The organism is Kangiella geojedonensis, from assembly GCF_000981765.1.
GTDB lineage: Bacteria > Pseudomonadota > Gammaproteobacteria > Enterobacterales > Kangiellaceae > Kangiella > Kangiella geojedonensis.
The window spans coordinates 1,169,920-1,182,557 of the sequence record NZ_CP010975.1 but is presented as its reverse complement, the minus strand read 5'-3'; the positions used below and the strand labels follow the sequence as shown (position 1 = coordinate 1,182,557).

7 protein-coding genes are annotated in these 12,638 nt (G+C 43.4%); 3 read left to right on the top strand and 4 right to left on the bottom strand.

The annotated features are described in order from the left end of the window. Positions 1-55: 55 nt before the first annotated feature. Together TQ33_RS05195 and TQ33_RS11640 are read left to right on the top strand one after the other, a co-directional pair. On the top strand, positions 56-952 hold the full coding sequence (locus TQ33_RS05195; RefSeq protein WP_046561114.1) for a hypothetical protein: 897 nt from the start codon (positions 56-58) through the stop codon (positions 950-952). After that, positions 949-3,102 (top strand): sensor domain-containing diguanylate cyclase, encoded by a 2,154-nt coding sequence (locus TQ33_RS11640; protein ID WP_052735212.1) that lies wholly within the window; start codon positions 949-951, stop codon positions 3,100-3,102. The genes TQ33_RS05195 and TQ33_RS11640 overlap by 4 nt, the downstream gene beginning before the upstream one ends. Positions 3,103-3,135: 33 nt before the next feature. Here the strand turns inward: TQ33_RS11640 and ligA are convergent, their stop codons facing one another. From ligA to smc, 3 genes are read right to left on the bottom strand one after another with little or no spacing between them, the layout of a single operon-like run. Next, a complete protein-coding gene (gene ligA, locus TQ33_RS05185; RefSeq protein ID WP_046561113.1) occupies positions 3,136-5,151 on the bottom strand; it encodes an NAD-dependent DNA ligase LigA in 2,016 nt (671 codons plus the stop codon). Positions 5,152-5,160: 9 nt separating this feature from the next. After that, positions 5,161-6,162, bottom strand: coding sequence for a cell division protein ZipA (gene zipA / locus TQ33_RS05180; protein ID WP_046561112.1), 1,002 nt, complete (start codon positions 6,160-6,162; stop codon positions 5,161-5,163). A gap of 28 nt (positions 6,163-6,190) precedes the next feature. Beyond that, a complete protein-coding gene (smc, locus tag TQ33_RS05175; protein ID WP_046561111.1) occupies positions 6,191-9,688 on the bottom strand; it encodes a chromosome segregation protein SMC in 3,498 nt (1,165 codons plus the stop codon). Positions 9,689-9,832: 144 nt separating this feature from the next. Between smc and cysZ the strand changes: the two genes are divergently transcribed. After that, complete coding sequence (cysZ, locus tag TQ33_RS05170) at positions 9,833-10,630, top strand: sulfate transporter CysZ (RefSeq protein ID WP_046561110.1); 798 nt, start codon at positions 9,833-9,835, stop codon at positions 10,628-10,630. 48 nt (positions 10,631-10,678) lie between these two features. On the opposite strand, the gene TQ33_RS05165 is transcribed toward cysZ, so the two are convergent. Continuing rightward, entirely contained in the window at positions 10,679-12,598 is a 1,920-nt protein-coding gene (locus TQ33_RS05165; protein ID WP_169745462.1) for an LVIVD repeat-containing protein, read from the bottom strand. Positions 12,599-12,638: the final 40 nt, after the last annotated feature.

The following is a 12,638-nucleotide window of genomic DNA, read 5'->3' as shown; positions in this document are numbered from 1 at the left end:
ACTATACATTATTGCATTAAATCGCTATATTTAACTTCAAAAAGAGGGAGTTACAATGCACGTTAGAGACTTAAAAGCTGGTGATGTCTTACTTTTTTCTCCAGAAGAAGGTAGTTGGATATCAAAAGCTATCACATGGCTTACTGACGCCCCCGTCAGTCATGCAGCCATGACTTATCAAATTCCGACTAAAATGGTCGAAGAAACCCCACCTGCGGTACGCATAGCTGAGGCTACGATGCGCTTTCCAGGCAGAACCGTCCATGTCATGCGATTAAATAAAACGACAATCGATGATTTTAAACCTGTCATGGATATAGCTGCGAAGTATTTAAATGGCGAAGCGCCCTATGCTATGAACAATCTCTATCTAGTAGGAATGCTTTTAATTTATAAGAAGTTTACTCCTAGCGATACAACTCAGAAGATTATTCTACGCATATTGAAGCGACTAACCGAAAAGCTACTAGACGCTATTAATCAGCATAAATACCCTGACAAACACCCGATGGTTTGTTCACAGTTTGTGTTTGAGTGTTATCAAGAAGCAGGCAAAGCCTATCAGCTGACAATCAAAAACGGTAGCTTGCTGGGAGATAGCAATCGACCCACTCTGCTCAGTAAAGCATTTAAGCATAAGCGTCAACAAAGCCAACTAGGCGGTTTGCAGTCTGACAATACATCGGATGAAGAGTTGGCTAAAGAGCTGTACGAAGCAATGAACGATGAGACCTTACTAGCATCAGGAACCGTAGCAGATGAATTGCTTGATGCGATTCACGATTTCGCTCAAGTCTTGCATGGCGTCAGTCATCAAGTCGAGCTAGAAAAAGCCGATCCAAAGCAAGGAATAGCAATCCTACAAGCACAGTCTTCAATGTTTGTTACCCCTGGCGACTTATTACGTCACTGTCCAGAGTTAGTACACATTGGTGACATAAAACTTAAATGATCGGACGCCTCCACTACGCAACAATAGCCATTAGCGTACTGCTTGTGGCTATTTTGCTTACGGCATCCAAAATCGTTACTAAACAAAACCTTGCGCCACTGAAAGCAACGGTAACTTATCACGACTTAAATAAAGATGACTCCCCAGAATCATTAAGACGAATTGAAAACTTAGGAGTTCTTTCAGCTGCAGATAAAGACACGACAAACTTACTTTATCGTCTTCCTAATAATATTCAGCAACCTGACCACCCTCTATTAGTAGTAAAGCCAGGTCACCTCAATGAAACTAGCCTCTACAAGCTAAATAATGGACGCCTTGAGTTAATTAGCAAAAGCTCTCGATATGACTTTGAAGCCGCTCCTGAATTTATGGGATTTCAACACGAATATAAGTTGCACTCCCATGCCAAAGAAGAGCTCTACCTACAAGTAAAGCACTACCGGAAAGTTGTCCCAACAGTTGAAATTTGGGAGTATGAAACCTTTAACCGAGTTGATAACCAGTACAATCAACTATTTACAGCCATCTTCTTTGGCATAATATTATTAATATTAGTTAATACATTTTTTTACTTAATCATTAAACGAAAAGAGTACTTACTGTATATTTTTTATAACAGTACTTTTCTAATATTTCTCATGGGCAGTACGGGATATATTTATCAGTTCCCTGCCTTGTCTATTCTGGCTAATAATAAGAATGCTCTATTCATTTTTTTATGCTTAAGCATGTACGCTCTCTACAACTTTACTCAAGCCTTTCTATCCACAAAAAAATTAGCCCCAATTGAACATAAGTTTTTAAACGTTTTCCGAGTATCGATGCTGGTGTTCTTTGCAGCAGGATTTATCCTATCACCGGTACCGCAGTTGGTTGTCAGTATGACCAACCTTACTCTTGTACTAGCATTTCCTTTGTACCTTTGGTTGGTCATCAAGCTTCTTCGACAAGGTAATCGACAAGCGTTTTTCTTTGCTATTGCCTTTGCGCTGCTTATTATTGCTGGCGTATGCAGAATTTTAGCCACTTTTGGTATTCTACCCATGAACTTTTTGTTTAGTCATGGATTTGCCATTGCCTCTTTGCTTGAAGCAACTATTTTCACGTTAGGATTAGCGGACAGAGTTCTTCAGATAAAAGCTCAAAGAGATACCGCACAAAAAGAATTTCTAGAAAGTACTCAAGCGTATGAGCTGCAGAAAAATTTCTCGACATTGCTCAACAACATAACTCAAAAGCTACATAATACGAAAAGCCATGATTATGAAACTATTGTCGTATCCACTTTCCTAAAAGACTTACGTAGACGCATTAAGTTTGTTAGTGCCGCGGCTATTTATCAGATGGATGCAAAGGTCCATATTTACGCAGCCTCTGGACAGGAAAGGCAGAAGTTCTCTCAAGTTATTAGAGATAACTCTTTGCAAATTAAAAGAATATGCGACTTAAAAATTCCAAAGCGACTAGAAGCTGACATTATCTATGAGGATATGTTCATCATCCCCGTTGCGATGAGAAGGCATGAGTGGAGTTGCTTGATTCTAGAAGTAGATGATGAGTTTAGGCCGACACCTTCTATGCTCGACTTTTTACAACATTACGCCACAGAGTTAACTCGTTGCCTGCTCAACATTGAAAGCTTGAGATTAATTAAGACGAAAGCCGAGACCGATGATCTAACGCGCTTACTTAACCGTGGAGCTATTCTTGAGAGGTTAGAATTAAACTTAGTAAGGGCCCAACGCAATAAAGATGATCTGTCCATTGCTTTTGTTGATGTTGATAACTTTAAAAGTGTTAACGATAGGTTTGGGCACGAAACAGGTGATAGATGCTTGAAGAACCTTGCTCAATTACTCATTGATGAACTCCCTAAGAACAGTCTTATCGGACGTTATGGAGGTGATGAGTTTTTAGTCATACTGCCAAAAATTAACAAGCTTGAAGCAAAGCACTTTCTAACCATAGTCAGTGATAGAATCATCCCAATGGTGGTAGAGAATCAAAGGTGCGAATACACCATCAGCATCGGGGTTTCTGAATTAAAACCAGACACAAAAGATAGGCTGCAACTAATTAGAGAAGCGGATAAAGCACTATACGCTTCCAAGGATCAGGGCAAAAACCAAATTAACTTAGCCCATTAACCTTAATCCACTCCTCGACCAAACAAGTTCTGACTAAAAGTTGTCGAGAAACTCCAACCCTAGAACTTCCACACCAAGCGACTCAGCTTTTGAAAGTTTACTGCCCGCCTTTTCACCTGCTATTAACGCAGTGGTTTTCTTGGACACTGAGCCAGCCACTTTTGCACCTAAGCTTTCAAGCTTCTCTTTTATTTCAGCGCGACTAACCCCTTCAAAACTACCAGTAATAACAAAGGTCTTATCTTTAAGAGGTAGCTCTTCATCAGACTTTTGTTCTATTTCAGGCCAATGAACTCCAAGCTCCATCAATTCTTTAACTTGCTGACGATTGTCGTCATTGTCGAAAAATGCTCGCAAGTGCTGCGCAACAATAGGACCAACATCAGACACAGACTCAAGCTCCTCTTGTCGCGCCCTCATAATGGCTTCAATGGTTAAAAAATGATTCGAAATATTCTTAGCCGTTACTTCACCAACTTCACGAATGCCAAGAGCATAGAGAAACTTTGGTAACGTTGTGCTTTTACTCTTTTCCAGAGCCACTAACAAGTTGTCGGCGGACTTCTCCCCCATCCGGTCAAGCCCTGTAATTTGCTCTTTCGTTATACGATATAAATCACTAATCGACTTAACAAAGCCTTTGTCTGAAAAAATCTCAACAAGCTTGTCCCCTAAACCATCAATGTCCATTGCTTTACGTGAGGCAAAATGCTTTAAAGCTTCATTACGCTGTGATGAGCAAATAAGGCCACCAGTACAGCGAATGACAGCCTCTCCCTCGGCACGCTCCACAGGTGATGAACACACAGGGCACTCTGACGGTGCTTTTATGACAAGGGTATTATCAGGGCGACGCTCTTCTATGATACTCACAACTTGCGGTATCACATCGCCGGCACGACGAATAATAACGTAATCTTTTACTCGAACACCAAGGCGCTCAATCTCATCCATATTGTGAAGCGTGGCATTACTGACTGTCACGCCACCAACCGACACAGGCTTAAGTCTGGCCACTGGTGTTAAAGCACCTGTCCTTCCTACTTGAAAATCGACACCTAATAACTGGGTTACTTCTTCTTGCGCAGGAAACTTATGAGCAATAGCCCAACGAGGAGCCCTTGCCACAAACCCTAAACGCTCTTGTAAGGCAATATCATTAACTTTATTAACGACACCATCAATTTCATACTCTAAGGCGTCACGTCTCTCTAAGATGTCGCGATAATAATCAAGACATTCTTCAATACCGCTGACAACCTTAACCTCGTTAGAAACGGGCAAGCCTAAATCTTTTATTTGTAACAAACGGTCATAATGCTTGTCTGCTAACTTAAAATCATCCGATACCAAGCCCATGGAGTAAGCATAGAATGACAAATTACGTTTGGCTGTGATTTGTGGATCCAGTTGCCGTAAGCTACCTGCTGCCGCATTACGAGGATTGGCAAAGACCTTGCTTTCCGTTGCCTTTGCTTCCTCATTTAATGCTTCAAATGAACGTTTTAGCATAAAAACCTCACCCCGAACTTCTATTCTTTCGGGTGGGTTATTTATGCGTAACTTTAATGGGATTGAGCGAATAGTCTTAGCATTAAGCGTAATGTTTTCGCCCTGCGAACCATCCCCTCGAGTAGCAGCCCGAGTCAAGATACCATTCTCATAGAGTAAGCTGATCGCTAGCCCATCAAGCTTTGGCTCGCAAACATATTCAATATCTTTTGACTGAGCAAGCCTATCATTAACCCGCCGATTGAAGTTAACCATTTCATCTGAGTCCATAGCGTTATCAAGAGATAACATAGGAAGCTCATGAATGACTTCTTCAAAGCCAGAATCTGGTTTTGCTCCAACACGTTGCGTTGGTGAATCTTCGGTAATTAATTCAGGGTGCTTTGACTCTAGTGCATGAAGCTCTCTATATAATCGGTCATACTCTGAGTCGGGCACAGAGGGATCGTCTAGAACATAATATTGATAGTTATAATCACTAATAAGGGAGCGTAACCGCTCCAACTCTTTTTGTACGTTGTCGGTTTTATCAGTCATAGTGAATAATTATTTTTGAAGGAGTTGCTTACGTTCGAACTCTACAATTTGCTCACGATGGTGTGATTCAATTTGCTTGCTGAAATTACTTTTAGTGGCATCTAGTACGTAACCGCCTAACTCTTTAGTGATGCCTTTTGCCGTTTTCACCATCAAATCATAAGCTTTCATTGGCTTCTGTGGTCCGGGTAGTGTCATAAATAATGCTAGACCACGGGTTTCGAGATCATCAATTTTCTTAAGATCAAAAACACCCGGCTCAAAAGCATTGGCTAAACTGAACTGGACTGCACCACGACCATTCGCTTGAGCATGACGGTGGAAAATATCCATCTCACCGTGACGCATCCCTTGCTCGACCAATGACTGAACAAGCTCGGGGCCTTTAAATGGAGAATCTTGGCCAGCAACAACAAACAAAGAGAAAATTAGCTCAGGTTCAGCTTCAATCGTTGGCTCGTCTTCTGGCTCGTCAAACAAAGATGTTTGTTGAGGTTGTTCAACAGTAGGTTCTGTTTTTGCTTCTTCTAGCTTAGTCTGATCTTTTTTAAGGCTTTCCTTGGTAAATTCAAAAAGAGCATCGTCTAAAACAGGAATGTCACTTTCTGAAATAGTCGGCTCAACTGGTTCTTTCGCTTCTTGCTGCTGAGTAACGATAGACTCTTCTGGTGGCTTTGCACTAACAATGTCTTCTTGAGCTGGCTCAGCTGTATTCACTTCAACGGGCTCTGGGGATTCAAACTTTGGCTCAGATACTATAGGGTCATGCTCAGGTAATGGCTCGTTATTGATGGCGTCATTAGACTCACCTTCTTCGCCAACAACTCGAACCTGGCCGATCCCGTCATCATCAAACCCTGTTTTATCACGGCTTTTCTCTAACCGCTCTTGATAAAGCTCGCGTTCAACGCGCTCTTTTCGCACTCTAGAACGACGCTTTGCATCGAAATAAATAAAGCCAATAATGACAAGGCTTACCAAAGCCAGCAATATTGCGAGTTGCCACTCCATTACATCACCCTTAACTAGATTTACCGTACTAAGAAGCTGCTAATGCTGCGGCTTCATCGACATCAACTGAGACCACACGAGACACACCAGGTTCACTCATAGTAACGCCCAATAATGTATCCGCCATTTCCATTGCAATTTTATTGTGCGTAATCGCAATAAATTGCAACTGCTGGCTCATCTCTTTAACCAAATTCGCATAACGCCCAACGTTTGCATCATCCAGCGGCGCATCAACCTCATCAAGCATACAGAATGGAGCTGGATTCAGTTGAAAGATGGAGAAAACCAACGAAATTGCTGTTAACGCCTTCTCACCGCCAGATAGCAAGTGAATGGTTGAGTTACGCTTACCTGGTGGGCGGGCCATAACTGCCACGCCTGTATCCAAAAGATTTTCCCCGGTTAGTTCAAGATAAGCATGTCCGCCACCAAAAACCTTCGGGAATAGCTCCTGCACGCCTTTGTTCACCTTGTCGAAGGTCTCTTTGAATCGCGTACGAGTTTCATGGTCAATTTTGCGTATAGCACTTTCTAAGGTTTCAAGCGCTTCTTCCAAGTCATCATTTTGAGCATCAAGATACACTTTCCGCTCTTCTGCGGCTTTAAACTCTTCAATCGCAGCAAGGTTAATCGCACCGAGACGCTGGATACGACCTGTTACCTGTTCAATATGCTCTAACCAGTCATTTTCAGTAGCGTTCTCAGGCAATGACTGGAGGACTTCTTCGACATCTTGCTTCGCTTCTTTCAATATTTCAGACTGAGTGTTCTGACGTGTTTTAGCTTCCTGCCAATCCATCCGAAGTTTTTCTAAACGCGAACGTACGCCTTGTGCACCTTGCTCAGCTTCATGTCGTAAACGCTCAAGCTTACGCATTTTTTCATCAATTTCACTGAGTTTATTACGAGCCTGCTTCATCTCTTCTTCAACCACAAGACGCTTTTCTAAAGCCTCTTCCAGTTCAATTTTATACTCTTCAGAAGGGTCACGGTCGCTGCTCAAACGATTTTCCAACTCTACTTTGCGTGAAGTTAACTCACCAATCTGAGAGTTAACACGCTCAAAGCCGGAGCGGGTTGAGTTAACTTCGGCTTTCAAAGCGCTGACACGAATAGCAAGCTTTTGCTCAGCCTCTTTTGCTTCGCGTGCTTGCGTTCTGCGCGTTTCTAATTGGACACGACGCTCTTCACGCTCGGCCATTAACTTTTCACGCTTGTCGCTATCTTGTTCCATAGAATCGAGCAACTGCTCAATCAGCTGACGACTTTTTGCAAGCGCGGCTTCATCATCATGCACTTGCTCGATAATGTTTTGCTGCTCACGCTTCAATCGCTCTAGACGGCCTTGTGCTTGCTCAAGCTTCGCTTGTTGAGTACCTACGCTAGCACGAAGTTCGCTGTGTTTTTTATTAGCTTGTGCCAACTGTGACTGCTTTGTCTGCCAGGTTTCTTCGAACTGACTTAACTGTTCAGATAACTGCTCTTTGGTTTCTTCAAGCTCGTCTAAAATCGCTTCTTGTTGTTCTATCTTTTGGTAGATCTCACTTAATTCTGCTTCTCGCTCTAAGATGCCTGATTCACTATCGCTAGCACGAGTAACGCGCAACCAATCTTTACCGAGCCAAACACCATCTTTAGTGATAATAGACTCTTGCTCGGATAGGTTAGAACGTTTGCTCAGCGCCTCTGCTAAATCATCAGCAACCAAAACATTATTTAGAGTGCCATTAAGCGCTGAAGCGCCTTTCACTTTGTCGGATAAACGACCTGACTCAGCACTGCTCGACGATTGACCTTCAACGAGTAATATTGAGCCTGAAGCCAATTCGGATAAGCTATCAGCATATTGGTTAGGCGAATCCACGACAACCGCTTCAAGATACTGTCCTAATACGGTTTCCGCAGCAATTTCCCAACCACTATCAACTCTCAAGTTCTGCGCTAAACGAGTTTGCTCAGTCAGATTGTTTGACTCCAACCATTTAACCGCCTGCTCATTGTCTGAACCCAAGGCCGCGCTTTGCAGAGCTTCTAGAGACACTTTTCGCGACTCTAACCCGCGTAATTCTTTACGGGTCTCTTCTAGCTTTTGGTTGTGCTGTCGTTGTTCTTGTCGAGATTGATTGATTTTCTCTACAGCGTCCTGGACCTCTTCTTCGAGTTTTTCAGCTTGCTCTTCAGCAATGCTCAATTCCTGAGCGGCTTTCATTAGCTCGGCTTCCATAGGGCCGGATTGTTGCTGACCACTCTCTTCCTTAATTTCCTCGATACGCTTTTGATGACGAGATAGGTGTGATTCAAGATGCTGAATACGTGTTTTCTCGACTTCAGCTTTCTGAGCATTAGCACTGGCTTGTTGGTTAAAAGCATCCCAATCTTGTTGCCAAATGCGCATATCTTCTTCTAAATCGTTTAACTGTTGTTGTTGCTCTTCCACTTGCTCAGAGTTCATCTCAAGCTCTGGCTCAGCTTGCAGCAACTCCGTCATCATTTCTTCAAGCTTTGATTCATCGAACTTTAACTGATCACGTAATTTATCAAGCGACGACTCAACCTGAGTTTTATCTTCAAGAAGCTGTGATTTTTGTTGGCGTGCGTGCTCAATCGCTTGCTCCAAACGAGCAATGTCAGCAGCAATACCATAGAAACGACCTTGAACCTCGTTATGAACATCCGTCAGTTCAACGTGCAGCTCACGTGATTTTTCAATTTCACTATCAGAGTGACGCTGGTCGGCCACTTTGGCCTCAACTTCCGTTTCCATTTTGAGGATAGCTTCGTCCAGCGCCTCAATTTTAGCGTTGTATTGTTGCCAGCGAATAGCGGCTAATTGAGCCTTTAACTCACGCTCTTCGGCTTTATATTCTTTATAACGTTCAGCAGACGTAGCTTGTCGCTTTAGATGCGACAACTGTTTGCCTAACTCTTCTCGAAGATCGTTCAAACGGTCAAGGTTGTCACGCGTATGGCGAATACGATTCTCGGTCTCACGACGACGCTCTTTATATTTTGAGATACCAGCGGCTTCTTCTAAGAAAATACGTAGCTCGTGGGGCTTTGACTCGATAAGTTTCGAAATCATACCCTGCTCAATAATCGCATAGCTGCGAGGGCCAAGACCGGTTCCTAAGAAAATATCGGTAATATCTTTACGGCGACAGCGAGTGCCGTTAAGGAAATAACTCGATTGGGCTTCACGATTAACCATACGACGAACCGAGATTTCGTTAAAGCTGGCATATTCGCCTTTAACAGTGCCATCAGAATTGTCGAAAACCAGTTCAATACTGGCTTGCCCAACGGGCTTTCGTCCCGTCGAACCGTTGAATATCACGTCAGTCATGGCGTCACCACGAAGGTTTTTTGCCGATGACTCCCCCATCACCCAGCGTACAGCATCAATCAAGTTTGATTTACCGCAGCCGTTCGGGCCGACTACAGCAGTCATATTACTTGGGAAAGATACGGTCGTTGGATCAACGAATGATTTAAATCCTGCTAATTTTATTTGTTTTAATCGCATTTATTCTCTTACGTATTCTCTTGCAAGCTCTCACTAAAGAGGTGCCTGAAAGGCTCTGTAACAATTTTAGGGTTATAATCTAAAGCGTTTAAGTGTAAATTATTTTGCATCATTTAGCACATAGTAACTGTAAAAAATCATTGTATGGCACAAAATAGTTTTGAAGGTGCTCATTATTTAGCCAGTGGCTTTAGGATGTTGCTCCAAAAAGGCATCAAACGGTATGTTTTTATCCCTTTAGGCATCAATTTAACTTTGCTAACTATTGCATTGATTTACCTAATAAATCAAATTTCATCTTGGGCAGCTTGGATTGAACAGACGATCACCAGCTGGGGCACTTGGGAATGGCTTGGTACAGCGCTTGCTTGGCTGGTTTGGCCAATTGTTATCGTTGGTGCCGTTTTATTTATATTCTTCTTCTTCTCCATGTTGGCGAATTGGATTGCGGCACCATTTAATGGACTCTTGGCTGAGGCAGTAGAGCGCAAATTACACGCTGAAAGCGGTCATTCTGATGGCCCCATTGAAGATCAAGGTTTTAAAGACTTAATCAAAGATACCCCGCGTTTGCTAAAGCGTGAGTGGACAAAACTTAAATATTACATCCCTAGAGCCATTCTTTGCCTGTTAGTGCTGCTTGTGCCTCTTATCGGTGCTATCGCCTTCCCTATCATCTGGTTCGTGTTTAATGCTTGGATGATGTCGGTTCAGTACATCGACTATCCGATGGATAATCACAAGATTCCGTTTGATGATATGCTATCAACCCTGCAAACAACTCGAAGCGGCACCTTGGGCTTCGGGAGCTTAGTGATGTTATGCACTATGGTACCCGTTCTCAATTTATTAGTTATGCCTGCTGCAGTTTGTGGAGCAACGCAACTTTGGTATGAAAACTACCGTGATAAGCACTTATCGAAACAGTTATCTAAACAGTAATAGCAACAAGCGTGCACCTTGCACGCTTTTTACCAAACTGGACTCAAGTTATTGCTCAAAAATTAATAGCCCCGACTCCATGCCAGCCACGTACACGCCGTTGTCACTGGCATGTATTCGGGCACCATTGGCCGGTAACTCGCGTTCGCCAATATAGACTGGCGCCTCAGGATTGCGGATATCAAGAACCTTAACTGATGCAGAGTCGATCAAATAAGCTTTATTCCCAAATAAACTGACGTTATTAGCGCGCCTTTTACTCTCGAATATACCGGCACTTTTCAAGTCGTTCGGGCTCGTGATATCTACCACAAGCATTCCCATGTAACCTGCAGCAAGATAAGCATGACTGCCTTTAAGCTCGACGCCCCTGGCCTCAAATTTTCTCTCATTAAACTTGTATTTATCCAGTATGATAGGGCTGGTGGGCATACTGACATTAATTGCTACCAAGCCTGCTTTGCCAGCGGCCACATAAGCGATGTCATTGTGCACACTGACTTCATAGGCATAACCGCCCAAGTCCACGGCTGCGACTTCAACGGGCTGCTCTGGATTAGACACATTCAAGATTCGCAGTCCGCCTTCACCATCAGCAATATAGGCGTAGTGCCCTATCACTTGGATGCCTTCAGCATAACCAGGCGTATCAAGAGCCGCTATTTCAACTGGGTTCTGTGGATCTGAGATATCAATCAGTTTATAGCCAGCCCAGTCATCGGCGACATGAACAAATGGCCCCGCCACATCAACATCCAGTGCCCGATAGGTTTTAAGCTCGGAAACATCTTTGGGATTTGCACTGTCAGTGACATCAACGATTTTCAAGCCACGATAACCGTTTGCCACATAGGCGTAAGCTCCTTGAGTATCAATCCCTCTAACGTGCCCAGCCGCCGAAAAGTGTTTAATCACAGTCGGTGCATCAGGTTTACGAACGTCTAATACTTCGAGGCCCTGATCACCATGAGCCAAGTAAGCAATTTGATTATCAATGGTCACCGACTCGGAACATGTTGAATCCCACCATGCGCCTAACTTTTTAGGATTTGTAGGATCTGAAACGTCTATCACAATTAATCCAGCATCGTTGGCGACACCAGCGACATAGGCTAAATCACCTTCTACCCTAACTCTTTCAGCGCCATACTCTAAGGGCTCTGCCGCAACTTGCGTCGGACTTTCCTTATTGGAAACATCGAAAATACTCAGGCTAGGCGCATGATCGTCCATATTAACCACAAAGACGTGACGACCATCAGTATCAATACCAGAGGCACTTCCTGCAATGGGGTGCGAGCCTAGGGCTTTCGGCTTATTAGGCTCGGACAAGTCTGAAATTTGTAATCCAGCATCATGGCCTGCTGCCACATATGCGATAGAGTCTTTCACTACAACATCTAATGAGTACCCTTTCGATGGAGCGCTGTTGATAAGCTCGGGCTTATTTGGTTTTGAAACGTCGATAACATGGATCCCATCCCAGCCAGCAGCAATATACACACGCTCACCTTCAAAATGTATGGCTTTGATTTCACTGTTCAGCTCAAGTGCTCCACTAAGCTTGGGTTTACTTGGACTCTTAACATTGACCAGGCGTAACCAGCCTGACCCATCAGCGATATAAAGATAGTTGTCACGAATGATCATATCTCTGACGACACCATCTGTTTCTATCGAAGCTACCTCTTCCCATGCGATAGCATTACCGGCACCATCCTTTTCAACAGCAACCACCCTGACCGTTCCTGAGGAACCGAAGTAGAGATAGTTACCACTGGTAACGCTGGCATATACAGGTCCTTGATTCCAGCGCCCCGTCATTTCGACGGCGTTATTAATAGCGTTATCGCTTACTCGCACTTCTGATGGGTTAGCTAGTACCAATCGACCATAGCAACACGTCACCACAAGCACACAATATAAAACCGCAAGTTTGAATATTTTAAATACAAATAAATCCTTCATTTGCATACCACCTATCTTAAACATCACCACTAATCGTAGA

What these genes read in the sequence shown, in the direction of transcription:
- TQ33_RS05195 (WP_046561114.1), top strand. Translation starts at nt 56, where the DNA reads ATGCACGTTAGAGACTTAAAAGCTGGTGATGTCTTACTTTTTTCTCCA.
- TQ33_RS11640 (WP_052735212.1), top strand. Translation starts at nt 949, where the DNA reads ATGATCGGACGCCTCCACTACGCAACAATAGCCATTAGCGTACTGCTT.
- ligA (WP_046561113.1), bottom strand. Translation starts at nt 5,151, where the DNA reads ATGACTGATAAAACCGACAACGTACAAAAAGAGTTGGAGCGGTTACGC.
- zipA (WP_046561112.1), bottom strand. Translation starts at nt 6,162, where the DNA reads ATGGAGTGGCAACTCGCAATATTGCTGGCTTTGGTAAGCCTTGTCATT.
- smc (WP_046561111.1), bottom strand. Translation starts at nt 9,688, where the DNA reads ATGCGATTAAAACAAATAAAATTAGCAGGATTTAAATCATTCGTTGAT.
- cysZ (WP_046561110.1), top strand. Translation starts at nt 9,833, where the DNA reads ATGGCACAAAATAGTTTTGAAGGTGCTCATTATTTAGCCAGTGGCTTT.
- TQ33_RS05165 (WP_169745462.1), bottom strand. Translation starts at nt 12,598, where the DNA reads ATGAAGGATTTATTTGTATTTAAAATATTCAAACTTGCGGTTTTATAT.